Annotated in this window: 21 protein-coding genes and 1 riboswitch; of the genes, 9 read left to right on the top strand and 12 right to left on the bottom strand. The window is 63.6% G+C overall.

Annotated features, from left to right (window positions below; all coding sequences use genetic code 11):
* Window positions 1-6: 6 nt before the first annotated feature.
* The 3 genes from HHL25_RS04285 to HHL25_RS04275 form a co-directional block, all read right to left on the bottom strand.
* Window positions 7-1,155 (bottom strand): ABC transporter permease, encoded by a 1,149-nt coding sequence (locus HHL25_RS04285; RefSeq protein ID WP_169587602.1) that lies wholly within the window; start codon window positions 1,153-1,155, stop codon window positions 7-9.
* 189 nt (window positions 1,156-1,344) lie between these two features.
* Entirely contained in the window at window positions 1,345-2,193 is an 849-nt protein-coding gene (locus HHL25_RS04280) for a UDP-2,3-diacylglucosamine diphosphatase (protein WP_169587600.1), read from the bottom strand.
* Between the two features lie 165 nt (window positions 2,194-2,358).
* Entirely contained in the window at window positions 2,359-2,958 is a 600-nt protein-coding gene (locus HHL25_RS04275; protein WP_169587598.1) for a TetR/AcrR family transcriptional regulator, read from the bottom strand.
* A gap of 242 nt (window positions 2,959-3,200) precedes the next feature.
* On the opposite strand from HHL25_RS04275, the gene HHL25_RS04270 reads away from it, so the two are divergent.
* The 5 genes from HHL25_RS04270 (at window position 3,201) to HHL25_RS04250 (ending at window position 8,868) form a co-directional block, all read left to right on the top strand.
* Window positions 3,201-3,407, top strand: a complete 207-nt coding sequence (locus tag HHL25_RS04270; RefSeq protein ID WP_169587596.1) for a hypothetical protein — start codon at window positions 3,201-3,203, stop codon at window positions 3,405-3,407.
* Between the two features lie 251 nt (window positions 3,408-3,658).
* Window positions 3,659-5,971: an NADP-dependent malic enzyme gene (locus tag HHL25_RS04265; protein ID WP_169587594.1), complete on the top strand. Its 2,313-nt coding sequence runs from the start codon at window positions 3,659-3,661 to the stop codon at window positions 5,969-5,971.
* Window positions 5,972-6,124: 153 nt separating this feature from the next.
* Window positions 6,125-6,868, top strand: coding sequence for a helix-turn-helix transcriptional regulator (locus HHL25_RS04260; protein ID WP_169587592.1), 744 nt, complete (start codon window positions 6,125-6,127; stop codon window positions 6,866-6,868).
* A gap of 127 nt (window positions 6,869-6,995) precedes the next feature.
* Window positions 6,996-7,637: an acyl-homoserine-lactone synthase gene (locus HHL25_RS04255; protein ID WP_169587591.1), complete on the top strand. Its 642-nt coding sequence runs from the start codon at window positions 6,996-6,998 to the stop codon at window positions 7,635-7,637.
* Between the two features lie 160 nt (window positions 7,638-7,797).
* Window positions 7,798-8,868 (top strand): DUF2865 domain-containing protein, encoded by a 1,071-nt coding sequence (locus tag HHL25_RS04250; RefSeq protein WP_169587589.1) that lies wholly within the window; start codon window positions 7,798-7,800, stop codon window positions 8,866-8,868.
* Window positions 8,869-8,951: 83 nt separating this feature from the next.
* Here the strand turns inward: HHL25_RS04250 and HHL25_RS04245 are convergent, their stop codons facing one another.
* The 4 genes from HHL25_RS04245 to HHL25_RS04230 all read right to left on the bottom strand — a co-directional run bounded on the left by HHL25_RS04245 (window position 8,952) and on the right by HHL25_RS04230 (window position 14,535).
* Entirely contained in the window at window positions 8,952-10,823 is a 1,872-nt protein-coding gene (locus tag HHL25_RS04245) for a methyl-accepting chemotaxis protein (protein WP_169587587.1), read from the bottom strand.
* A gap of 163 nt (window positions 10,824-10,986) precedes the next feature.
* On the bottom strand, window positions 10,987-11,697 hold the full coding sequence (gene bluB, locus HHL25_RS04240; RefSeq protein ID WP_169587585.1) for a 5,6-dimethylbenzimidazole synthase: 711 nt from the start codon (window positions 11,695-11,697) through the stop codon (window positions 10,987-10,989).
* Between the two features lie 45 nt (window positions 11,698-11,742).
* Window positions 11,743-11,949: riboswitch (cobalamin riboswitch) on the bottom strand.
* A gap of 44 nt (window positions 11,950-11,993) precedes the next feature.
* Window positions 11,994-12,824 (bottom strand): TolB family protein, encoded by an 831-nt coding sequence (locus HHL25_RS04235; RefSeq protein WP_169587583.1) that lies wholly within the window; start codon window positions 12,822-12,824, stop codon window positions 11,994-11,996.
* 31 nt (window positions 12,825-12,855) lie between these two features.
* The gene (locus tag HHL25_RS04230; protein WP_169587581.1) at window positions 12,856-14,535 is read right to left on the bottom strand and encodes an NAD+ synthase; all 1,680 of its coding nucleotides are present in this window, start codon (window positions 14,533-14,535) and stop codon (window positions 12,856-12,858) included.
* A gap of 217 nt (window positions 14,536-14,752) precedes the next feature.
* On the opposite strand from HHL25_RS04230, the gene HHL25_RS04225 reads away from it, so the two are divergent.
* Both HHL25_RS04225 and HHL25_RS04220 read left to right on the top strand, forming a co-directional pair.
* Window positions 14,753-16,651 carry an LTA synthase family protein gene (locus HHL25_RS04225; protein ID WP_169587579.1) on the top strand — a complete coding sequence of 633 codons (1,899 nt, stop codon included), beginning with the start codon at window positions 14,753-14,755 and terminating at the stop codon, window positions 16,649-16,651.
* 230 nt (window positions 16,652-16,881) lie between these two features.
* Complete coding sequence (locus HHL25_RS04220) at window positions 16,882-17,808, top strand: hypothetical protein (RefSeq protein ID WP_169587577.1); 927 nt, start codon at window positions 16,882-16,884, stop codon at window positions 17,806-17,808.
* Here HHL25_RS04220 and HHL25_RS04215 read toward each other — a convergent pair.
* Together HHL25_RS04215 and HHL25_RS04210 are read right to left on the bottom strand one after the other, a co-directional pair.
* Window positions 17,778-18,188, bottom strand: coding sequence for a GFA family protein (locus HHL25_RS04215; protein WP_169587575.1), 411 nt, complete (start codon window positions 18,186-18,188; stop codon window positions 17,778-17,780). The genes HHL25_RS04220 and HHL25_RS04215 overlap by 31 nt on opposite strands.
* Window positions 18,189-18,278: 90 nt before the next feature.
* Complete coding sequence (locus HHL25_RS04210) at window positions 18,279-19,655, bottom strand: class II 3-deoxy-7-phosphoheptulonate synthase (protein ID WP_169587573.1); 1,377 nt, start codon at window positions 19,653-19,655, stop codon at window positions 18,279-18,281.
* 301 nt (window positions 19,656-19,956) lie between these two features.
* Between HHL25_RS04210 and HHL25_RS04205 the strand changes: the two genes are divergently transcribed.
* Window positions 19,957-20,823 carry an alpha/beta hydrolase family protein gene (locus HHL25_RS04205; RefSeq protein WP_169587571.1) on the top strand — a complete coding sequence of 289 codons (867 nt, stop codon included), beginning with the start codon at window positions 19,957-19,959 and terminating at the stop codon, window positions 20,821-20,823.
* A 523-nt stretch (window positions 20,824-21,346) separates the two neighbouring features.
* Here the strand turns inward: HHL25_RS04205 and gor are convergent.
* The 3 genes from gor to rpiA form a co-directional block, all read right to left on the bottom strand.
* Window positions 21,347-22,735, bottom strand: coding sequence for a glutathione-disulfide reductase (gene gor / locus HHL25_RS04200; RefSeq protein ID WP_169587569.1), 1,389 nt, complete (start codon window positions 22,733-22,735; stop codon window positions 21,347-21,349).
* A 116-nt stretch (window positions 22,736-22,851) separates the two neighbouring features.
* Window positions 22,852-23,421, bottom strand: a complete 570-nt coding sequence (locus HHL25_RS04195) for a DUF2059 domain-containing protein (protein WP_169587567.1) — start codon at window positions 23,419-23,421, stop codon at window positions 22,852-22,854.
* Between the two features lie 18 nt (window positions 23,422-23,439).
* Window positions 23,440-24,138 carry a ribose-5-phosphate isomerase RpiA gene (gene rpiA / locus HHL25_RS04190; RefSeq protein WP_169587565.1) on the bottom strand — a complete coding sequence of 233 codons (699 nt, stop codon included), beginning with the start codon at window positions 24,136-24,138 and terminating at the stop codon, window positions 23,440-23,442.
* Window positions 24,139-24,296: 158 nt separating this feature from the next.
* Between rpiA and gph the strand changes: the two genes are divergently transcribed.
* Window positions 24,297-24,971: a phosphoglycolate phosphatase gene (gene gph / locus HHL25_RS04185; RefSeq protein WP_169587563.1), complete on the top strand. Its 675-nt coding sequence runs from the start codon at window positions 24,297-24,299 to the stop codon at window positions 24,969-24,971.
* Window positions 24,972-24,976: the final 5 nt, after the last annotated feature.

Below are 24,976 nucleotides of genomic sequence, written 5' to 3'. Positions count from 1 at the left end.
TCCTCCTCAGAAATCGATGGCGGCGTAGAACATGGCAAACAGCCCGTCCACGAGGATGACGACGAAGATCGACTTCACCACGGAGGCCGTGACGTGACGGCCGAGCGACTCGGCGCTGCCGCCGACCTTCATGCCCTCGACCGCCGAGACGATCCCGATTATGAGCGCCATGAACGGCGCCTTGATCATGCCCGAGGCAACCGTCGAATAGTCGATCGCATCGTGCAGGCGGGTCGTGAATACGTCGAAGGTGATGTCCGAATAGGTCCAGGCGACCACCGCCGCACCATAAAGCGCCGCGAAGTTCGCAACGATGGTGAGAAGCGGCAACGCAACCGTCAGCGCCACGAGGCGCGGAAAGACCAGGACACCGATTGGATTGAGCCCGATGACCTTCAGCGCGTCGATCTCCTCGCGCATCTTCATCGAGCCGATCTCGGCCGTGATCGCACTGCCCGAGCGGCCGGCCACCATGATCGCGGTCAAAAGCACGCCGATCTCGCGCAGCTGCAGGATGCCGACCAGGTCGACGACAAAGACCTCGGCGCCGAAATAGCGCAGCTGGAAGGCGCCCTGCTGGGCGATGATCGCACCGATCAGGAAGGACATCAGCACGATGATCGGCACCGCCCTGACACCCATGTGATCAAGCTGGGTTACGACCGAGGCGGGCGACACGCCGCTGCCGCGCCCGAGCTTCGTCTGGGCGCCGTGCACGGCCGAACCGAGCACGAACATCATCGCAACCATGTCGCGCCAGAGTTCAACCATGGCCTCGCCAACCGGCGAGAATATGCGCTGGAACAGGGGAAGCGGAGCACCGGGGCCGGCAGGTGCCTTGACGCTCTCCGGCAGGGCGCCGATCAGTTCGCGCATGTTGCGCGAGGCACCGGTGAGCTTGACGGGACTTCCCTCGGCCTGCCGGGTCGCCATGTAGCGGCGCACGAGCCAGGCACCGGCGAGGTCCATATCGGAAACGGCGGAAAGGTCGATTTCGACCGGCGCATCGCCGGATGCGGGAACGAGGCGGCCGTTGCTCTGTAGAAGCGTCCCGAGGCTGTTGTTGCGCCAGGCGCCGGACAGCCGGATGCGATGCCCGTCGCCGGGCAGCTCGTCGATCTCGATCGCAGCGCTTTCTGGGTGAATCGACTTCAAGGTCCTGACAACTTCCACGCTTGCGTGCCAGGTCCGGACATTCCGGCGCTGCGGCGCAAATCACTCGATGGCGCAGTATAGCCAGACAGACCGGCAAGGAAATCCTTCGGGCGGCGTTTATCCCGGGCCGTCACCCTCAAGCCACAACGAAAACTGGTCCTATCGGTCTGCGATCCGGTAAAATCCGTCTCAGGCAGCCTGGACGTCTTCCTTCTTGGCAGCTTCGATGGCCAGCGGCAGCGAGACCGGCGGCACCAGGGCCGCAACCGGCTTCGCCGGCTTGGCGATCAGATGCCCCCACGAGATCAGCTCGAAACGGCCGTCATGATGTTCCGCGATCGCCGTGCAGCTTTCGACCCAGTCGCCGGTATTGACGTAATGGATGCCGTCGATGTCTTCCATCACCGCGTGATGGATATGCCCGCAGATGACGCCGTCGACCTCGTTGCGGCGGGCTTCTTCCGCAACCACGCGCTGGAACTCGCCGATGAAGTTGACCGCCTGCTTCACCTGGAGCTTGGCCCAGGCGGAGAACGACCAGTACGGCATGCCGAGCCGGCGGCGGATCGCGGCCAGCGCGATGTTGATGTTGATCGCCATGTCATAGGCCCAGTCGCCGAGATAGGCGACAAGACGGGCATTGCGAACCACGACGTCGAATTCGTCACCGTGCAGGACCAGGTATTTCTTGCCGTCCGCCGTCTCGTGGATCATCCGCTCGGCGACCTCGATGCCGCCGAAATGAGTGCCCGGAAAGCCGCGCAGGAACTCGTCGTGATTGCCCGGAATATAGACGATCCGGGTGCCCTTGCGCGCCTTGCGCAGAAGCTTCTGGACGACGTCGTTGCAGTCCTGCGGCCAGTACCAGCTGCGCTTGAGGCGCCAGCCGTCGACGATGTCCCCGACCAGGAAGATGGTCTCCGCCTCATGCGTGCGCAGGAAGTCGATGAGAAAATCCGCCTTCGCCGCCTTGGAGCCGAGATGCACGTCGGAGATGAAGAGGGTCCTGAATTGCCGGATGTCCGTTTCACCAGTCACGGTCGTCGTCCTTTGCCGTCGTTTTCCACGTGCCTAAAATCAGACTCGTGTTTCAGCATGATGACAGGCGCGAATCATGGTCCGATGCCGGAGGCGTCGCAACGATTTGGATCGAAAAGGGGAAGGTCCGGCTGACAGCACCGTTCCTTGTCAAGGCAGTCCGCGTCAATGGACCAGCGCAGGAAGATCCTCCCCGGCGATACGCCGGGCTTCCTCGCGCTCGATCCCGAGCGAGGTGAGGATCAGTTCGGCGATTTCGCTGCTCGCCTCGCGCCAGGTCTTGTAGCCTTCCTGCACCAGCATCATGCCCGACAGCGTCGCGCCGCCGATCATCGCCATCAGCGACGTCGCCTGCTCGGGGCGGATCGCGTAGCGGCCGCTCGAAATGCCCTGCATCAGGTCGCCCGCAGACGCGCTGGTCAGCAGGCCGCGCAGCGCCGTGTTGCTGAAACCGAAATGCACGATGAACCGGCCCCATTGCGGCTCCTCGTGGGCCCGCCGGATGAAGAGCCGGATGCCGCAGGAAAGACGGCACGGCGGGTCGGTGATGTCCACCATGCTGGCCCGCACCCGATCCTGCATTTCGTTGGCGAGATCGCCGGCGATCTCCTCGAACAGCGCGCCCGGATCGGGAACGGTGCTGTAAACCGTTCCACGCGCCACCCCCGCCTCTTCGGCGAGATCGCTGACCGTCACCCGGTCCGCGCCCTTCCTGGCGAAGAGGCGCATGGCAGCTTCATGAATGCGGCATTTGGCGCCCGACATCGGCGGGAATCCTCTGAAAGCAGTCCCATAAATCGCGGAGGCTCCAAGCAACGTCTTGAAGCGGCGGCATGCACCGCGACACTGCCTATGTGTAGCAATGTCGCAGGCACCTCACAAGCGTTGACATTTGAACACATGTGTTCAATATTGATCTCGAAAGCTCAGCGCTTCAACATTTGCTATCGCAAACATCCTCCCACCGGCGCTGGGCCGGTTCAGACAGGAATTCAGGAGATCCCCCCGTGAAGAAGATCGTTGTCATCGGAGTAGTTTGTGCCGCCCTCGCCGGCTGCTCGCAGACCACGCAGACCACCGCCTCCGCGCCCGCAGCAAAGCAGGCCGATTGCGAAATCAAGCTGAACAAGGCACCCGCTTCGTCGAAGTGCCCCAACTTCAAGTACAGCATGCGTTCGACCTCGCAGCCACCGCTTATCTCGCCTGGTATCTGACGTCGGGACGGCACCGCCGCCCCAGGACGACCTGATTCCGCGCCTTCCGCCTCCCGAGCGGCGCGGAATTCAGCCCTCGAAAAACGAGGGCTTCGGCGGGCCGCCGACACTTGCGCCCCACCGCGCCGACATCGCTCCTTCAGCCTTGGCGATGGCGCATAGCCGCCTTGCACCGGTCAAAATCACTTCCCCCCGACTTCTTTTCGTGTATTCAAGACACTCGATTTGGACGAAGAAGTTCGGTGGACTCGATGAATTCCCAAGACAAGAACAAGCCGCAACCGACGACCGCCATGGCGGACCTCGATGAACAGGCGCTTTTCTATCACCGCTATCCGCGGCCCGGAAAACTCGAAATCCAGGCGACCAAGCCGCTCGGCAACCAGCGCGACCTCGCGCTTGCCTATTCGCCCGGCGTTGCCGCGCCTTGCCTGGCGATCCGCGACGAACCGGAAACCGCGGCCGATTACACCGCCCGCGGCAACCTCGTCGCCGTCATCTCCAACGGCACCGCCGTTCTCGGCCTCGGCAATATCGGGCCTCTCGCCTCCAAGCCGGTCATGGAAGGCAAGGCCGTTCTCTTCAAAAAATTCGCAGGCATCGACGTCTTCGACATCGAGATCGACGCCAACACGGTCGACTCGATGGTGTCCACCGTGTCGGCGCTCGAACCGACCTTCGGCGGCATCAATCTGGAGGACATCAAGGCTCCGGAATGTTTTGAGGTCGAGCAGCAGCTGCGCGACAAGATGAACATCCCGGTCTTCCACGACGATCAGCACGGCACCGCGATCATCGTCGCCGCCGCGATCCTCAACGGCCTCGAACTCGCCGGCAAGAAGATCGAGGACGTCAAGATCGTCGCCTCTGGTGCCGGCGCGGCCGCCCTCGCCTGCCTCAACCTTCTGGTAACGCTCGGCGCGCGCCGCGAAAACATCTGGGTCCACGACATCGAGGGTCTCGTCTATGTCGGCCGCGAGGTCCTGATGGACCGCTGGAAGTCGATCTATGCCCAGGACAGCGACAAGCGGGTGCTGGCGGAATCGATCGAGGGGGCCGACGTCTTCCTCGGTCTTTCCGCCGCAGGCGTGCTGAAGCCGGAACTGCTCTTGAAGATGGCGGAAAAGCCGCTGATCATGGCGCTCGCCAATCCGACGCCGGAAATCATGCCGGATCTCGCCCGCGCCGCCCGTCCCGACGCGATGATCTGCACGGGTCGCTCCGACTTCGCCAACCAGGTCAACAACGTCCTCTGCTTCCCCTACATCTTCCGCGGTGCGCTCGATTGCGGCGCGACCACGATCAACGAAGAGATGAAGATGGCGGCGGTGCGTGCGATTGCGGCACTTGCCCGTGAAGAAGTGTCCGAGGTCGCGGCTCGCGCCTATTCCGGCGAATCGCCGACCTTCGGACCGAACTACCTGATCCCCTCGCCCTTCGACCCGCGCCTGATCCTGCGCATCGCACCGGCGGTCGCCAAAGCCGCCGCCGAGAGCGGCGTCGCACGCAGGCCTATCACCGACTTCGACACCTATCTCGACCAGCTCAACCGCTTCGTCTTCCGCTCCGGCTTCGTCATGAAGCCGATCTTCGCGGCCGCCAAGAAGGCGGTCCAGAAGCGGGTCATCTTCGCCGAAGGCGAAGATGAGCGCGTCCTGCGCGCCGCCCAGGTCCTGTTGGAAGAAGGCATCGGCAAGCCGATCCTCGTCGGCCGCCCGCACATCATCCAGAGCCGCCTCGAACGCTTCGGCCTGCGCATCCGCCCTGGTACGGATTTTGATCTGGTCAACCCGGAAGACGATCCGCGCTACCGCGAATATGTCGATGACTATTTCGCCCTGGTCGGCCGCGCCGGCATCAACCCGGAAGCGGCTCGCACGATCGTGCGCACCAACAACACGGTGATCGGAGCGCTCGCGGTGCGCCGCGGCGACGCCGATGCCCTGATCTGCGGCGTCGAGGGTCGTTTCGACCGCCACCTGCGCGACGTGCGCCAGATCATCGGCAAGAAGCCGGGCGTGAGCTCGTTCTCCGGCCTCAGCCTGCTGATCTCCCAGCGCGGCGCGATCTTCTTCACCGACACCTTCGTCACCTATAATCCGTCCGCCGCCGAGATCGCCGAGATGACGGTGCTGGCCGCCGAGGAAATCCGCCGCTTCGGTATCACCCCGCGCGCCGCCCTCGTATCGCATTCGAATTTCGGCTCGCGCGATTCGGACAGCGCCCGCAAGATGCGCGAAGCGCTCCAGCTCCTCCGCGAGCGCGCACCCGAACTCGAGGTCGACGGCGAAATGCAGGGTGGTTCGGCACTTTCGGAATCGCTGCGCAAGCGCGCCATGCCCGACAGCGCCCTGACCGGCGAGGCCAATCTGCTGGTCTTCCCGAATCTCGACGCTGCCAATATTTCGCTCGGCATCGTGCGCACGATGATGGACGCGCTGCATGTCGGCCCGATCCTGCTCGGCGCCGCCCTGCCGGCCCACGTGCTCTCCACCTCGGTGACCTCGCGCGGCGTCGTCAACATGGCCGCCCTAGCCGTGGTCGAGGCCCAGAAATCGGAGTGATCCCTTAAGCCTCGCGGGGGCCCTGTCCCCCGAGACTTCCTGCCCTCCGCCGAACGCCGCGCGACAGTCAAGTTGTGCAGGCGCTGAAATAGCCGCTGGACAGCACGTCGGCCGGCGCCCACTCTTGACCCCATGTTTTGCAGGGTTCCGGGAATGGCGAACCAGGGCGGCTACTTCGACGTGCTGGACTGGATGGAAAGGCAGAAGGCGTTGAAGCCGCAGCTTTTCTTCAGAAAGATGCAGGCGGCTTTCGGTATCGCGCACATCCTCTACGTCGACGCGATGTCTTCACGCGCCGGCATCAAGTCGCATCGACTGCACCACACCTTCGGCCCCGCCGCAGTCCGCGACGCAAAGGCACTCGGTGCATCCCTCATCGAACCGCCTCTGCGCAAGGCGCTGGCCGCCGTCGCGCCGCTCGACTGGTCGCATCTGGCGCACGGCTCGCCCGAGCGCGACGGGCTCGATGCGCTGGCAGCAAACCTTGGCATCGCCGCTTGCGGTGTCTCCTATCCTTTGAAATCCCGCGAAGGTCGCCAGGCCCTCTTCGCCATCCAGATGGACACCGACAGCGGCGACTGGCGCCGTTTCCGCAGACAGCACGATCGCGACCTCCAGTCCCTCGCCATCGCCTTCCATGCCACCCTGCTGCGCTCCGGTGGCGATCGCATCGAGCACCTCGACACCCCGCGCCTCACGCGCCGCGAACGCGAGACGCTATACTGGTCCGCCGCCGGCAAGAGCTACTGGGAAATCGCCGTCATCCTCGGCATCAGCGAACGCACGGTCCGCTACTTCATGGCGAATGCCCGGCAGAAGCTTGACGTCGTTTCCAACACGCAGGCCGTCGCGGAAGCATCGTGGCGCGGCCTGCTTCCCGGCCCGGACATCCGCTGATCGCGGCACCGGCGTCGCCGCCCGCAGGATAATTAAAAATTGCATGGACAACACCTGTCTCTACCGACAGTTTTATTTTTGCTGCCCTGCACCATCTTCCAGTCGCCACTCGAACAGGGAGACTGGAATGATCAAGGTCATCAACGGCGCCGGGCGCCACCGCCAACCACTCAAAATTTCTGCCATGCATCGGCTTCGCAAGCGTGTCTTTCACGATCTGCTCCGCTGGGACGTCAACGTCGTCGAAGACTGGGAGATCGACCACTATGACGATGCCAATCCGGTCTACGTGCTGTCCTATTCCGACAGCGGTGCGTTGCGCGGGGCGCTGAGGCTGCTGCCGACGCTCGGTCCCAACATGCTCGACGACACCTTCCCGATCCTGCTGGACGGCCAACCCGCCATCCGGCAGCACGGCATCTGGGAATCGAGCCGCTTCTGCATCGATCCTGACATCTCCCAGGATCGCGCCTCGAACCAGGTGACGATCACCGCCGCCGAACTGATGTGTGGCGTCGGCGAACTCGGCCTCGCTTCAGGCCTCGACCGGATCGTCACGGTGACCGACGTCTTTCTTGAGCGCATGTTCCGCCGCATGGGTTGCCCCGGCGAACGCATCGGTGCGCCCCACAAGATCGGCTCGGTTCACGCCGTCGCGATTGCCTGGGAGGTTAACCCGCAACTACTGGAGCGTATGAAGGCGGTGGCCGGGATCGAAGGCTCCGTTCTCGCCGAACCTCTGTCCGTCGAACAGGCGCGCGCCGCCTGATCGTATCGACGGTCGCCGACGCCGAAAGACGACGGCGTCCGCCCGTTAACACAATTTCGTGTTCCCGGTTGGCGCATTGTGCTGTGCAAACTAATATGCGAGCACCTACAGGCACTCGGGCGCCGCTTCGGCGCCACGCAACGCCAATCGGGGATACGAATTGCACGATCTCAGGAGCCGACTGCCGCTGGCGCTTGCCGCTCTGATGTTCTGCCAGCCCGTGGCAGCGCAGACATCCGCCGTGTGCGAGGGCCTCAGGCTGCGCCTCTCTGCCGTCCCGGAAGTGATCGTCGACACCGCGGCCGTGCGGCGCTATTCGAGCGCCATTGCTCGACAGAACCTGGAGATCCGCAAGGTCCGCCAGGACATGCGAAGCCTGCGGTGCGACGGTTCGGTCGTGCAGTATCGCGCCGACGGGACCACACAATGCGGCGAGCTCTCAGAGGCTCTGTCCCGCATGGAGACAAACAGGCAGGATCTCGCCGCAAAACGCGATGCGGCCGGGCGCGAGAGCATTGGCGAAAATCCTGCGAGACTTCGGCTGCTTGCGGCTCTGGAAGACAATGGCTGCAACGCCGAGCCACCGCCGGTCGACGAAGCCGACTTGACGCCCCCCGGCGCCGAGGGACCGCAGCCCCTTGATCCGGAAAACACCGCCCGCTTCATGGCCCTTGCCGGCCAGGGCAATCTTCGCACACTCTGCGTCCGCACCTGCGACGGCGCCTTCTTCCCGATCTCGTCGGGAACCTCCCCGCTCAGCTTCCGCCGTGACGCGCAGGTCTGCGAACAGATGTGTCCGAACACCGAGACCGAACTCTTCTTTCACGCGATCAGTACGGAAGAATCGGCCGACATGGTCTCGGCCGAAACGGGAGAGCCTTATCGCAGCCTCCCGAATGCCTTCGCCTATCTCAACCGCCAGAGCGGCGAGCAACCGGCCTGCGGCTGCGATCTCACCACCTATTATCGGAAGATGCGCGGCACGGGCACGGCCGGACAGAGACATCCGGCCGACGGCAAGGCCGTGATCGAAATGGGTGGAGCAGAAAGCCAGGCGAAGAAGGGTGTCAAACCGCCTGCGACCGCCGCGGAAAAACCGATCGAGGATCGGGTCTACGATCCGAATGCCGCCCATGTCCGCCAGGTCGGACCGACCTTCCTGCCCAAGGAAACCAGCAGCATCGACCTCAAGAACCCCGCATTGCCCGGCCCGCAGCCTGTCCAGCAGTGACTGTCGGCCAATCCGCAGCGTTTGAAACGAGAAAGGCCGGCTTGCGGCCGGCCTTTCCTTGAGACTGCTGTGGTCCGATGGACTCAGGCCGCGCGGGTCTGGGCTGTGCCGTAAGCGGACGCGCGGATCTCGAATTGCCGGACCTGCGCGAACAGGTCGTCGGCCTCCTGCGCCAGCTTGTGTGCCGAGGCGGTCGATTGCTCGACCATCGCGGCATTCTGCTGGGTGACCTGATCCATCTGCGTGATGGCGCCGTTGATTTCCGAAAGCCCGGTCGCCTGCTCGTGCGCGCCGGTCACGATGGCCCGGATATCGCTGTTGATCTCGGTGACGTTGGCCTGGATCAGGCTCAGGATCTCGCCCGACTGGTTGACCAGGGAGACGCCGGAGCTCACCGCCTCGCCCGACCGTGCGACGAGCCCGGTGATTTCCTTCGCGGCATTGGCCGAACGCTGGGCAAGCTCGCGCACTTCCTGCGCGACGACGGCAAAGCCCTTGCCCGCCTCGCCCGCCCGGGCCGCCTCGACGCCGGCGTTCAGCGCAAGGAGGTTGGTCTGGAAAGCAATCTCGTCGATCACGCCGATGATCTTGCCGATCTGCGACGAGCTCTCCTCGATCCGGCCCATGGCGGCAATGGCGTGGCGGACGATCTCGTCCGATTGTTCCGCCCGCCGGTTGGCTTCGCTCACCTTGCGGCTCGCATTGTCGGCAATCGCGGCCGAGTTGCTGACGGTGGTGGTAATCTCGTTGAGCGCTGCCGCCGTCTGCTCGAGGGCTGCCGCCTGCTGTTCGGTGCGGCGTGCCAGGTCGTCGGAAGCCGCCCGCATTTCCGCCGAACTGGAGCGGATCTCGTGCGAGACGTTGGCGATGCCGGACATCGCTGACTGCAGCTTCTCGGCCGACTGATTGAAATTCAGCCTCAGGCGATCATATTCGCCCTCGAAGACCCTGGTGATGCGTGAGGTCAGGTCGCCATGAGCCAGACGATCGAGCGCCTCGGCCACCGTATCGACGGCGGTTTTCGTCCGGTCGAGCTCGGCTATGCGGTCGGCTTCGTTCATCGACTGGATCTCCGCCAGCCGTTCGCGATTGCGCTTGTCTTCGAGCTCGGCGTCACGGCGCGCGATAAGGTTTTCGCGGAAATGCGTGAAGGCCCGGGCGAGGTCACCGATTTCATCGGAGCGCTCGGCTCCGGCTAGCTGCGCATCGATGTGGCCGTCCGCCAGACGGTTCATCGCGTCGGTCGCCCGGTCGAGCGGCGCAAGTAGCCTGCGCATCACGAAAAAGGCGAGGCCCGCGCCGCTGGCGAGCAGGATGGCGCCGAGCGCGGCCAGGAGCGCGGCCATGGATTCCGCCTCCGCGCGCGCATTGGCGATGTCCGCCTCAGACTTGCTGGTTTCCCTGTCGACAATTGCGGAGACGATCGAGTGGGTCGCCTCTATTTCCTTCTGCAGTGCGTCGGAGAAACCGTCGAAATTGCCCATCAACTTGTTGCCCTCGGCCGGGCCACCCTTGATGAAGGCGTTGGCCATCTCGATGCCGGCCTTGTGGAAGTCCGCATAGCGATCCGCAAGAAGCTTCATCGCCGGGACGAGGTCAGGCGCTTCCAGGGCGACGGAAAGTGTATTGATGCGATCCATCAGCTTGGCCAGACGTGCGGCCTCGTCGTCGGCCAGTTTGAAGCCGTCGTCCAGGCCATCCTTCGCCTGGGTGGCGGAGATATCGGTCAGCGATTCCTGCGTGCTGACGATGGCAAGCTCGACCTCCTTCTGGGCGGCGATCAGGTCGCGCAGATAGACGTCTGCCTTACGTTCGGTCTCGTAGAGATCGATGACCGTTTCGAGCTGGTGCTGTCCGAAATAGTCGGAGATGGCGAGCACGGTGACGCTGACCAGGACGAGACCGCCGATCGCTGCCGGAACCGCCTTTCCGAGACGAATGTTGAAAAGCTTCATGAAGACCCCAAAGACAACAATGAAAAGGTTTGGCTCGCCGCTTCATCCGGCGCGAGACCTGCGTCATGCAGTCGAGGGAAACCCTGAGCATGGCCAGATTTAGCCACGCCCACTTAATTTATGTTAAACACAAGAGGTCCAGATCAGTATAAAGTAACTATACTTACGTTTCTCGGTCGAAGGCAGCCGAAAGAGGCGCTCCCCAGACCTCTCCGAAGACGAGATCCTCGATCGGCAACCGCTGCCGCCAACCTTTGAGCGCCAGTTCGGGCTGATCGTAGAGACGATCGACATAGCCGACACAGAACCAGCCGATCACCTCGACATGCTCTGGAATACCGAGCAAGGCGCGGATGTCGTCCTGGTGAAATATGCTGACCCAGCCGACGCCGACGCCTTCCGCACGAGCGGCAAGCCACAGGTTCTGCACGGCGCAGACCGTGGAATAGCTGTCCATGCGCGGGTTGTGGGTGCGTCCCAGCACCACGGGCCCGCCCCGCGTCGGATCGCAGGTCACGCAGATACCGAGCGGCGCCTTGCGGATCCCTTCGAGCTTCAGCCGCATGTAGCTGTCGCGCCGTTCGCCGGAAAACATCTCGGCCGCTTCGTCATTGGCGCGGCAAAAAGCCTGCCACACCGCCTCGCGCCGCGCCTGGTCGCGCACGACGAGAAAGTTCCACGGCTGCATGAAGCCGACCGACGGGGCACTGTGTGCGGCCTGCAGCAGGCGGGCGATCAGATCCTCGGGCAAGGGATCGGGCAGGAACTGGTCCCTGACGTCGCGGCGGGTCCGGATCGCCCTGTAGACGGCCTCGCGCTCTTCGACAGAAAAGGCGCCGGCACGGACGAGATGCTCGTTCGGTTCATCTTGCATCGTTATTCCCCAACAATGCTGACGACCGCCCGCCGTCCGCGCGGGCAAAGCCTATCTTGCCAGGCCGGTCTTCTGACTTGGTTTCGCCTGAAGCGCGCCGCCTTCCCGGCCTAAAGACCAGTGGCCCGGGCCACAACCGACCCGTCCGCGCGCTCCATCCACCTCACAGCGTTGGGCACGTGCCGGATTTTCGCCGGCTTCCCGATTCTCCCGCCGTTCGACACGCCGGGCACCTGACGGGATCGTTTTAGCGCAATCTTCGCGCGACACAAGGCGACGCATGCGACATCGGCAGTTCAGGCGACGGGGAAATACCGCACATAGGCAAACGCTTCCCCGTCCGGCGACCAGTTCGGCACATTGATGGTGCCCTGGCCACCGAACAGCTCGAACAGCGTCTCGATGTTCTGCCCGTCCGGGTCCATGAGACGAAGCCGGACAGGAAGGTCCCGCGGATGGTCGAAGAACTCCGGATCGTAGGAAAGCAGCAGCACCTTGTCGCCGTTCGGCGAAGGATGCGGAAACCAGTCGCCGAACGGACTGTCGGTGATCCGCTCGGCCTCGCCCCCGGACGCCGGTACTCGCCAGATCTGCATCCGCCCGGTCCGGCTCGAATTGAAATAGATCCATCTCCCGTCCGGCGAATAGTCGGGTCCATCATTGCGGCCTTCGCCGAAGGTGAGCCTCGTCTCCTCCCCGCCGACGACGGAAATCGTATAGATGTCGAAGACATCGTCCCGGATCCCGCAATAGGCAAGACGCGTTCCGTCCGGCGACCAGCCGTGCCAGTAGGAAGGCAGGTTGCGCGTCACCTGGCGCGGCTCCCCGCCCGCCGCCGGAAGGACATAGATACAGGACTTGCCGTAGGCGACCTTGTCGGAAATCACGATCTGCTTGCCGTCCGGCGAAAGGCCGTGATCGTTGTTGCATCGCGTGGCAAATCCGGTGTCGATCAGCCCCGGCTCTGCGCTCCCGTCCGCCGGCAGCCGATAGAGTAGGCCGTCGCCGTTGATGATCAGGAAGGCACCGTCCGGCGTCCAGTTCGGCGCCTCGACGAGACGCTCCGTCTGCCAGACGACGCGATGGCTGCGCGTGCGGATATTGTAGATTTCGACGGAGCTGCGCATTTTCCCTCCCGGAAACGCGCCGCCGGCCGCCTCAGCGGTCGCGGAAGCGATTGGTGATCGGATAGCGACGATCCCGGCCGAAATTCTTGCGGGTGATCTTCACCCCCGGTGCCGACTGGCGGCGCTTGTATTCGGCGAGATAGAGCAGATGCTCGACCCGGTGAACGGTGGCGACGTCGTGACCGCGTGCGACGATCTCGTCAACCGACATTTCCCGCTCAACAAGGCATTCGAGAATGTCGTCGAGCACCGGATAGGGCGGCAGCGAATCCTGGTCCGTCTGGTTCGGACGGAGTTCCGCCGACGGCGCCTTCGAAATGATGTTCTGCGGGATCACCTCGCCCGATGGGCCGAGCGCCCCGGGCGGCACATGGCCGTTGCGCCAGGCAGCCAACGCATAGACCTGCATCTTGTAGAGGTCCTTGATCGGATTGAAGCCGCCGTTCATGTCGCCGTAGAGAGTCGCATAACCGACCGACATTTCCGACTTGTTGCCGGTCGTCACCACCATCGAGCCGAACTTGTTGGAGATCGCCATCAGGATGGTGCCGCGCGCGCGGCTCTGCAGGTTCTCTTCCGTGATGCCGCTTTCGGTCCCCTCGAACATGTCGGAGAGCGCCGAGAGGAAACCTTCGACCGGCTCGGCGATCGGCACGGTGTCGTAGTGGCAGCCGAGCGCCTTGGCGCAGGCCGCAGCATCGGCAAGCGAATCCTGCGAGGTGTAGCGATAGGGCAGCATGATCGTGCGCACCCGCTCCTCGCCCAGGGCGTCGACGGCAATTGCCGCGCAGATGGCGGAGTCGATGCCGCCGGAAAGGCCCAGCACGACGCTCTTGAAACCATTCTTGTTGACGTAGTCACGGAATCCGAGGACGCAGGCCCGGTAGTCGGCCTCCTCCTTTTCCGGAATGCGCGACATTGGCCCGTCACCGCACCGCCATCCGTCCGGCGCCCGTTTCCAGGTCGTCACGGACACGGTCGCCTCGAACTGACTCATCTGGAAGGCCAGTGTCTTGTCGGCGTTGAACGCAAAGCTCGCACCATCGAAGACCAGTTCATCCTGGCCGCCGAGCTGGTTCGCATAGATCATCGGCAGGCCGGTCTCGATGACCTGTTTCAGCACGACCTGATGGCGCACGTCCACCTTGCTACGATAATAGGGCGAGCCGTTCGGCACGAGCAGCATCTCGGCACCGGACTCCGCGAGCGTCTCGCAAACGCCGAGTTCGCCCCAGATGTCCTCGCAGATCGGAATGCCGAGGCGGACGCCGCGGAAGTTGACAGGTCCCGGCATCTCGCCGGCGACGAAGACACGCTTCTCGTCGAACTCGCCGTAGTTCGGCAGATCGATCTTGTCGCGCGTCGCAATGATCTTGCCGTTGTCCAGGACAGCGATCGAATTGTAGCGGCCCTTGTCGTCCTGACGCGGGAAACCGATGATCACGCCGGGGCCGCCGTCGGCGGTATCAGCCGCCAGCTGTTCGACAGCCGAAAGGCACGCCTTGAGGAACGCCGCCTTGAGAACGAGATCTTCCGGCGGATAGCCCGAAATGAACAACTCGGTGAAAAGCACGAGATCCGCGCCGTGGGCCGATGCCTCTGCCCGAGCTTCCCTTGCCTTGGCAAGATTGCCGGCAACATCGCCCACGGTGGGATCGAGCTGCGCGATTGCGATGCGAAGGGTGTCGGGTCGGGTCTGAATCTCGCTCATGTCCATCGTTTAGCGCGTGCGTCCGGCCTTCGCAACGGCGGGTATTCAAATGCCGCGTTCGCGGCGCCACAGCTGTCAAGGAAATGCGGGGAACAAAGACCGGTGCGCCATGGTTCATCTGGCGTTCATAACGGTTATGTGACAGCTATGCGAAACTTTTATGAAACCATCTTTTCTGCTGGAGAGCGAGTTGGCCGAGATCATCTCTGAGCCCCGAATGTCCGTTGAAGACGCCCCGAGCGGTGCCGCGTCCACGGCCAGGGTGACCGCGCTACGCGGCTCCATCCGCCTCGTCAACTCGTTGCTGCTGGCGCTGCTGACGATCATCGTCACCGAATGGCTGGCCCGCGGTACGCTGATCGACGTCTCCGACTATCTCCTTTCCTCTGCCCGCCCCGGCATGGTGGCCGTCGGTGTCCTGTTCCTGCTCTTCATCGCCGTCGATGCCGTCTTCGGCCGCGTCTACCAGTCGGCGCTCGTTGTGGTGCCGCTCGCCATCCTGCCCGCCTTCCTGTCGATGCAGAAGCAGCAATACCTGTCCGACCCGCTCTATCCGAGCGACATGCTGTTCGGCCGCCAGATCGGCGAACTGGTGCCCGTTATGTTCGCTGCCCGCCCCTTCGCCTCGATCGGCCTCGTCCTCGGTTTGGTCGGGCTGCTGGCGCTGCTCGCCTATCTGCTCGTGCTCGGCCGCCGCCACTTCCCGTCGCTTTCGGCCCAGTCGAAGCTCGTCCGCCTCGTCGTGGCGCTTCCCCTGATCGGCGGTTTCCTGTCGCTGATGAATCCGAATTCCTTTTCCTACCTGCGCGACCGCCTCAACATCGTGCCCATGATGTGGGATCAGCAGGAAAACTATCGCCACAACGGCTTCCTGCTGGCCTTCGCCTTCAACGTGCCGATGGCCAATGTCCAGGCGCCGCAGGGCTACAATTCTGAGGTTATCGCCGACATCGCACCGGAACGCCTGCCGGCGAGCTTCTTCGGCGGTCGCAATGCCGACGTCATCATGGTGATGAGCGAGTCCCTGTGGGATCCGACCCGCATCACCAATGCGAAACTGTCGCCCGATCCGATGCCGACGATCCGTGCCGCGTCCTCGGGTAACCTGTTTTCGCCCGAATTCGGCGGCATGACGGCCAATGTCGAGTTCGAGGCGTTGACCGGCTTCACCAACGCCTTCCTGCCCTATGGCAGCATTCCCTACCAGCAATATGTGCGCCGTCCGCTGCCGTCGCTGGCAACCTTCTTCTCGTCCAAGGGCTACACGACCCGCGCCTTCCATCCCTTCCAGAGCTGGTTCTGGAACCGGTCGAATGTCTATCACTCGCTCGGCTTCGACAGTTTCCGCTCGGAAGAAAACATGCCGGTGATGGACAAGCGCGGTCTCTTCGCATCCGACGACGCCCTGACGAAGGAAATCATCCGGTCTGCCGACCAGACCAAGGAACCCTTCTTCTTCTTCGCCGTCACCCTGCAGGGCCACGGCCCTTACGAGAAGAACCGCTACGCGAAGAACACGATCGGCATCGAATCGACGGCCCTTGCCCCGGAAAACCGCGACAGCCTCGCGACCTATGCGCAGGGCGTCCGCGAGGCCGACAGCAGCCTGAAGGCGCTGATGGACTGGGCCAAGAAGCGCCGTCGCGAAACGATCATCGTGCTTTTCGGCGACCATCTTCCGCCGCTCGGCAACGTCTATACCGACACCGGCTACATGCCCGACGTGGTTGCCACCCGAAAGGCTCCGGTCAGCATCATGAAGCGCGAGCACGAAACCCCGCTTGTCGTCTGGTCGTCCAAGCGCGGCGTCCAGAAGGATATCGGTTCCGTCAGCCCGTCGCAGCTGCCCTACTATGTTGTGCGCCTCGCCGGTTACCGTCACCCCTTCTACACCGGGGTTCTCGGCAGGCTGAATGAGCGCTATGCGGTCATCGATCGCCACCAGTTGATCGAGCGCGGCGAGCGCACTCATCCGGACTGGGCGACGAATGGCGAGCCGATCGACCCCATGATCCGCGACTACCGCTTCCTGCAACATGACCAGATGTTCGGCGACGGTTTCGGCACCGAACGCTTCTTCCCCGAGCAGGTCGAACGGACAGGCGCCGAAAGCTGACGGCACCCCGCCGGCGGACCGCAAATCGGTCATGGTTCGTTGGCGCTAACCTTTCCATAATGTATGACTTGCGTGTGACGCGGAAACGCGCCATTGACACACTATGGATACGAATACCGTCTAGCGAGGGAGAGCCTTCTCCTTGGCAACCAGCTCCGTCGTTTCGCGGGGTCGGGTCCTTTGATGGGCGAATATTGCTATTGAACACTTGAGCAGAGCGTGAACGAGCCATGCGGCCACTGACCCGCACCGAAATTGCTGCGCATCCCCTCTTCCCGACCATCGAGAAGCAGATCGCCGAACATCTGATCGGTATCCACATCCGCACACCGCGTCTGTCGCGGCTGAAGGCATCCCATCGCAAGTGGCTGATGACCCATTCCCTTTTTGCACTCTCGCTGCAGCGTCGCGACGACGACCCGCTTTCGGGCCTCACCGCGACCCGCTTCGTCGAGATCGTCATGAAGCTCGGCGCCGCCAGCCGTAACACGGCGACCGGCTTCCTCGCCGAACTCGTCGCCTACAAGTTCCTCCGTGACATCCCCGACGTGCCCGACCGTCGCGTGCGCGTGCTGGAAACCACCGAGACTGCCTACGACGCGATGAACGCCTGGTTCATGGGCCACATGGCCTGCCTCGACCGGCTCGACGGTGGCTCCCGCGAAGCCGCATGCGCGGCCGACCCGCGCATCTTCCGCATCGCCCAGCCCTATGCCGCCGCCCTCCTCGTCGAAGATCCGACCTGGCGCGATCCCGCCGAGACGATCGGCCATTTTCTCTGGTCAGACCTCGGCGGCATGGTGCTGCACGACATGATTTCGAGGCTTCCCCCCGAGAACGGTGGAGACGAACGGATCGAGGTCGGCGCTCTGTCGCTGACCGAACTCAGCGAAAGCTACATGATTTCGGCGACCAACCTGAAACGCATGTTCAAGAAGGCGGAAACCGAAGGTCTGCTTGGCTGGCAACAGCCGCGCCGCCGCGGCTCTCTCTGGCTGTCGCGCCGTTTCGTCGACGACTACTTCGCCTGGCAGTCCGCCAAGTTCTACGGCCTCGACCAGGCGTTCCACCACGCTCGCGCTGAGCTTGGAAAGAATGCGGAGAAAGATAGCAGTCCGTCGAACGCTCAGCCGCTGCTCGCGGGCATTCCGGCCTGATACTGCGGCAGGTCATCGGCGATTTCATAGAAATCGCCCCTGTCCGCGCAATAGATATGATAGCCACCGACGAGGCCGCTCGGCTGGTCGAAGGCACCGGCCATGACCGACACATAGTCCGCACCATTGCGGCGCCAGAAGAGCGCCGACCCGCAGGTCCGGCAGAAACCACGCTCGGCTTCAGGACTGGCCCTGTACCATGACACCGCCTGCTCGCCGGACACCTCGATCCTGTCGAGCGTCACGTTCGTCGCAGCGTAGTAGAGCCCCGTCTGGCGCCGGCATTGCGAACAATGGCAAAAGACCACCTCCCGCAGCGGTCCCTTGGTCTTGAACCGTACGGCGCCACACTGACATGCCCCGGTCCTTGTCTCATCCATGTCGCATCCCCCAATTTCACAGAAAAGAAAACCGGGCCAGCTTGGGGAAGCCGGCCCGGTTGGTCAAACGCACTTTTCTGACAGCTTGGATCAGCCGTTCGCGACCATCATCCGCTTTTCGTCGCGACCGCCCTTCATCCGCTCGGCGAGCAGGAAGGCGAGTTCCAGTGCCTGGTCGGCATTGAGACGCGGGTCGCAATGGGTGTGGTAGCGATCTTGCAGGTCGTCCGCGGTGACCGCGCGGGCGCCACCGGTGCACTCGGTCACGTCCTTGCCGGTCATCTCGATATGGATGCCGCCCGGATGCGAGCCTTCGGCGCGGTGGATCTGGAAGAAGCTCTCGACCTCCGACAGGACCCGCTCGAACGGACGGGTCTTGTAGTTGTTGAGCGTGATCGTGTTGCCGTGCATCGGGTCGCAGGACCATACGACCTTGCGGCCCTCGCGCTCGACGGCGCGGATGAGACGCGGCAGGTGCTCGGCAACCTTGTCGTGACCGAAACGGCAGATCAGCGTCAGGCGACCGGCTTCGTTCTGCGGGTTCAGGATGTCGATCAGGTTCAGGAGGTCGTCCGCCTGCAGCGACGGACCGCACTTCAGACCAATCGGGTTCTTGATGCCGCGGCAGTATTCGAGATGCGCATGGTCGGCCTGGCGGGTGCGGTCACCGATCCAGATCATGTGGCCGGACGTCGCGTACCAGTCGCCCGAAGTCGAGTCGACGCGCGTCAGCGCTTCCTCATAGCCCAGAAGCAGGGCTTCGTGGCTGGTGAAGAAATCGGTCTCGCGCAGGCTCGGATTGTTCTCCGGCGTGATGCCGATCGCCTTCATGAAGTCCATCGTCTCGGAGATCCGGTCGGCCAGCTTGCGGTAGCGTTCGGCCTGCGGGCTATCCTTGATGAAGCCGAGCATCCATTGATGGACATTGTCGAGATTGGCATAGCCGCCCATCGCGAAGGCACGCAGCAGGTTCAGCGTCGCGGCCGACTGGCGGTACGCCATGATCTGGCGTTCCGGGTTCGGAATGCGGGCCTCCGGCGTGAATTCGATGCCGTTGATGATGTCGCCGCGGTAGCTCGGCAGCTCGACGCCGTCGATCTTTTCGAAATCCGACGAACGCGGCTTGGCGAACTGGCCGGCGATACGGCCGACCTTCACCACCGGCAGCTGGGCGCCGAAGGTCAGCACGACGGCCATCTGCAGGAAGGCCCGGAAGAAGTCGCGGATCGTGTCGGCGCCGTGTTCGGCGAAGCTTTCCGCGCAGTCACCCCCCTGCAGCAGGAAGCCATTGCCTTCCGCCACGTTGGCAAGCGCCTTCTTCAGGCGACGGGCCTCGCCCGCAAAGACGAGCGGCGGATAAGACGCGAGCTGCTGCTCCGCGGTCTTCAAAGCCTCCTGATCCGGATAGGCCGGAACCTGCTTGATCGGCTTCTGTCGCCAGCTGCTCGGGGTCCAATTCTGTGCCATGATCGTCACCTGCTTTTCGAAAAAGGCGGCCTCCTCCCGGCCGCTTTGGATGGGGGCTTATAAACCCTAATATTTGCCTTGCAAAGCCGAAGTTGAAGAGCATCCGGCGTCGATTCGCGACTTTCTTCCCCGCTGTCTCTCGGCCGCCCCAATGTCGCCGCCGCGGAGGCATCGAGGGGACAGGCACCGACAACCGCGATGCACCCCGCTCTGCGGCGTGACGAACGCCATCTTGCATTTACATGAACGTAAACGTAAGAATTACGGCCTCGCAGGACTGTTGGACGGAGGAGGTTCGACAATGGAGACGAAGCCGGAGATAGAGCGCAGGGACATCCATTTTGCGGCGGCCGATCGTTTTCCACTCGCCGGCACGCTGTTCCAGGGCACCGGCGACGGCCCGCTTGCCTTGATCTCCTCGGCCGCCGCCGTGCCGCGCGGGATCTATGCCCGCTTCGCCGAACATCTGGTCGCCCGTCACGGTTTCCGTGCGGTGCTGACCTACGACTACCGGGGCGTGGCCGCCTCGCGGCCACCGGCCGGGTGGAAGACCAAGCCGAAGATGCTCGACTGGGCCGAAAAGGACCTGCCGGCCGCGCTTGACCGCCTGCAGGCGGTCGCACCCGGCCACCGCGTGGTCGGGATCGGCCAATCCTTCGGCGGCCAGGCCCTCGGGCTTTGCGGCCGCGCCAACCAGTTCGACCGCTATCTGATGGTCGCGGTAATGTCCGGCCACTGGGCCTATACCGACGAACCTTACAAGGTCTTTGCCTCGATGAACCTCGTCGGCGTGCCGCTGGCACTCCTGACGGGCCGCGTCCCCGGCTGGATCGGTCTCGGGCAGACACTGCCGGGCACGGTCTTCCGCCAATGGGCCCGCTGGGGCCGCTCGCCCGACTACTTCTTCGCCGACAGGCACATGGACGCCGCGCGCCGCTTCGCGGAGGTGAAGACGCCGATCCTCTCGATCGGCGTGGCAGACGACCGATGGGGCACGCAACGTGCCCAGGAGGCCATCCTCAAGGCCTATACAGGCGCCCCCGTGGAGCGACGGCGCGTCTCGCCGGCGGATACGGACGGACAGCCGATCGGCCATCTCGGCTTCTTCCGCCCCACCTTCCGCGACACGCTGTGGGAACCGGCAATCGACTGGCTGGCGGCCGCCTGAGCCGCTTTCGCGAAGGCAAAATCCCTCGACCGGCGCCTGTGGATTGTTGTGCACGAAAGTCGCGATACTGGCGCCCCTTCGAAAATTGTCATACTCTAATTTTAAGCGCGACCGAAAGGTTGTGCTCGCAATGCTTGTTACAAGCTTCGCGCCAGCCCCGACCGCTACTGCGGACAGGACGAGGGATGTGATCCCCGTCACTCGGGTGCGGCATGAGGCGGCTCCCGCGTATCAGTAACGATCATGAGGATCCGTGCTATGGCGTATGATTGGAGTGGTGTTCGGACAAAGCGTATCCGCCGGCTGAAGATTGCCGTCGCGTCCTGTCTCGGACTTCTGGTGCTCTCCGCACCGGTTCTGGCTTTCACCTGAAATTTGTCGAACGCACGGCGGAACCCCAAGGGTGTTCCCGCGTTTCGCATGTGTCGGATCGGCGGCCTTGTGCCGATCCGAGGTTCCTTCCGCATGAATTTGCCCCGTCCACCGGACGGGGCATCTTTTCTTAGGCGCCCTGCCCCGCGCCTCAGACGCGTTCGCCGTTGCGGATCCGATAGCTCGGGCTGTACATCGTAACGAGCTCTTCCGCCGCCGTGGGATGCACGGCCATCGTCCGGTCGAAGTCATCCTTCGTGCAGCCGGCCTTCAGTGTAATCCCGAGGATCTGCGCCATCTCGCCCGCATCGTGGCCGAGAATATGCGCGCCGACCACCTTCCGGTCGGCGGCGTTGACGATCAGCTTCATGATCGTCTTCTCCGCCCGGCCCGAAAGCGTCGCCTTCATCGGACGGAACTGCGCGCGGTAGATCTCGAGTTCGCCTAAACGCTTGGCCGCTTCCTCTTCCGAAAGGCCGACCGTGCCGATCTCCGGCTGCGAGAAGACCGCCGTCGCGATCAGGTCGTGATCCGGTGACGTCGGGTTGCCCTTGTACTCCGTCTCGATGAAGCACATCGCCTCGTGGATCGCCACCGGCGTCAGCTGGACCCGGTCGGTGACGTCGCCGAGCGCAAAGATGCTCGGCACGTTGGTGCGCGAATACTGGTCGACGACGATCGCGCCCCGTTCGTTGGTCACCACGCCGGCCGTCTCGAGCCCAAGCCCCTTGGTGAACGGATCGCGGCCGAGCGCCAGCATTACCTGGTCGGCGACCAGGTCGCCATTGGTCTTCGTCCGGGCCACGAGACGGCCGTCGTCCCGCTTGCTGACCTCCTCGATCAGTTCATGGCACAGGATCCGAATCCCCTTGGCTTCCATTGCCTCATGCAGGCCGCGGCGCATGTCATGGTCGAAACGGCTGAGGATCTCGGCCCCGCGATAGACCAGCGTCGTCTCAACGCCGAGACCGTGGAAGATGTTGGCGAACTCGACTGCGATATAGCCGCCGCCGGCGATCACGATCGCGCGCGGCAGTTCCTTGAGATCGAAGGCCTCGTTGGACGAGATGCACAGTTCATGGCCCGGCAGGGCCGCATGCGGGTTCGGCCCGTTGCCGACGGCAATGACGATCCGTTCCGCGGTGACGACCTGGCCGCTCTTGACGAGGCGCACGCTGTTCGGTCCGGCAATCTCGGCCCGGGTCTCGAAGATCTCGGCGCCGTTGTTCTCGAGCCCCTTGCGATAGAGGCCTTCCAGACGGGTGATTTCCTTGTCCTTCGCCGCAATCAGCGCCGGCCAGTCGAATTTTGTCTCGCCGACGGTCCAGCCATAGCCGGCAGCGTCCTCGAAATGCTCATGGAACTGCGAGGCATAGACGAAGAGCTTCTTCGGCACGCAGCCGCGAATGACGCAGGTTCCCCCGAACCGGTATTCCTCGGCGATCGCCACCTTCTTGCCGAGCGAGGCCGCGACGCGCGCGCTGCGCACGCCACCCGACCCGCCGCCGATCACGAACAGATCATAATCGAAATCGGACATGGAAACTCTCCTTGCAAATCAGCGGTGGGAACAACGAACCTGATATAGGGTGCGTCGCAACAAAAAGAAAAGCCCGGAACGATGTCCGGGCTCTGGGAATTGCAGTCGGCCGAAGATTACGGCTTCGGGGCTTCCGCCGCCGGAGCTTCCGCCGCCGGAGCCTCCGTTGCAGCCGGCTGGGCTGCCTGGACTTCCTTCAGCAGCGCGTCATTGGCCTGCTTCTCGAGATCGCGGGCAACGCCGGCGGTCCAGATGTCGGCAGCCTTGACCAGCTCGCGCGTGGCGATCGGGCCGTCTTTCAGAAGCTTCTTGCCGGCATCGCTGGTGTAGAACTCGGTCATCGCCTTGAGCTCGTCGACCGTGAAGGCCTTGGCGTAGACCAGCGCGGCTTCGCGCTCGAGGTCGCCACGGCGCGGCGCGAGTTTCAGCGCTTCTTCATCGACCTTGGACGCAATGGTGTCCTCGAGGTTCGGATAGGCCTGGATGAGCTGTACCTTCAGGCGCTCGGAAACGTTCGGCAGGATGTTGTCGAAACGGTCGGTTACACCGAGGGCCGCGATCGCCGCGCGGGCAGCCTGCACGTGCTCTGGCGGCACGTCCTGCGCCTGTGCGGAAAAGCCCGTGAAGAGGCCACCGGCAATGACGGTGACAGACGCGAGACGCGTCAAACCCGAAAATCCGATCATGAAATCCATTGCTCCTGTTTAGTTCTGTGCATGCATCACACGCGCACCCGCCGGACCGGCGATGATGGCGAGCGAGGCCAAGTTGATGAAAAGCCCGTGCTCGACCACACCGGGGATTGAATTGAGCGCGATCGCCAAGGCCTCTGCATCAGGAATGCGGCCAAAAGATGCGTCGAGAATGAGATGTCCACCGTCTGTCGTGAAGAGGCCGTCGCCCGACTCACGCAGCTTCATCTCGCCGGTCAGGCCAAGCCGTTCGGCGACCTTTTCCACGGCGATCCGCGTGGCCGCCTGGCCGAAGGGATTGATCTCGATCGGCAGCGGAAAACGGCCGAGCAGGTCGACAACCTTGCTCTCGTCAGCGATCACGATCATGCGTTCGGAGGCGGCCGCGACGATCTTCTCGCGCAGCAGTGCTCCACCGCCGCCCTTGATCAGGCGAAGCTTGGCGTCGACTTCGTCGGCGCCGTCGATGGTCAGGTCGAGCTGCGGCAATTCGTCGAGCGACTTCAGCGGCACACCCAGTTCGAGGCACAGGCGCGCGGTCCGCTCGGACGTTGGCACACCTTCGACCCTGAGGCCTCCGGCCACCTTTTCGGCCAGAAGCCGGACGAACTCCTCCGCGGTAGAACCGGTGCCGATGCCGAGACGCATCCCGTCTTCGACATGCTCCAAAGCCGCTGCTGCAGCCTTAATCTTCATTTCGCGGGCGTCCATGCGCCAAAAGCTCCTGTCCGTTTCGTCGTCGCCTGTTTACACGGCTCGCGGATCAAACGAAAGCCCCTTTGCGATACCCCTGTAGCGGTTGCCTTTTGCCAATCTTTCGCCTACCGCCGTTGGACGGCAACAAATTTCCCCACCGACGGAGACCGCCCTTGACCGCTCCCACCATCGTCTTCGACCTCGACGGCACGCTCGTTGATACGGCGCCGGATCTCGTCGCCAGCCTCAACCACACGATCGCGGCGGCAGACCTCGCACCCGTCGGCTATGACGATCTGACATTTCTCGTCGGCCAGGGCGCCCGCGCGATGATCGCCCGCGCCTTCGCGCTGCGCGGCGCACCGCTCGCGGAAACCGAGATCCAGCCGCTCCTCGACCGGTTCATCGAGCACTACATGGCCGGCATGCCGGGCGACAGCCGGCCTTATCCAGGCCTTGTCGAAGCCCTCGACCGGTTGAAAGCCGCCGGCTTTCGCCTGGCCGTCTGTACCAACAAGATGGAATCCCTCGCCGTTCCGCTGGTCGAGAAGCTCGGCCTGGCGCACCATTTCGCCGCGGTCGCCGGCGGAGATACCTTCGCGGTCAAGAAACCCGACCCGGGCCACCTGACGGCGACGATCGAAAAGGCCGGCGGCGACCCGCGCGTCGCAGTGATGATCGGCGACAGTGTCAACGACATCCTCGCCGCCCGCAATGCCGGCATCCCCTCCGTCGTGGTTCCCTTCGGCTATTCCGACGTGCCGATCGCCGAGCTCGGCGCGGACCGCCAGATCGCCCACTTCGACGAACTGACGCCGGCATTTCTCAGCGACATGCTGCGGGCATGAAAAAA

The organism is Rhizobium terricola (genome assembly GCF_012927355.1).
GTDB lineage: Bacteria > Pseudomonadota > Alphaproteobacteria > Rhizobiales > Rhizobiaceae > Allorhizobium > Allorhizobium terricola.
Note: the sequence above shows the minus strand (reverse complement) of the source record. Positions and strands in the feature narration are given on the sequence as shown.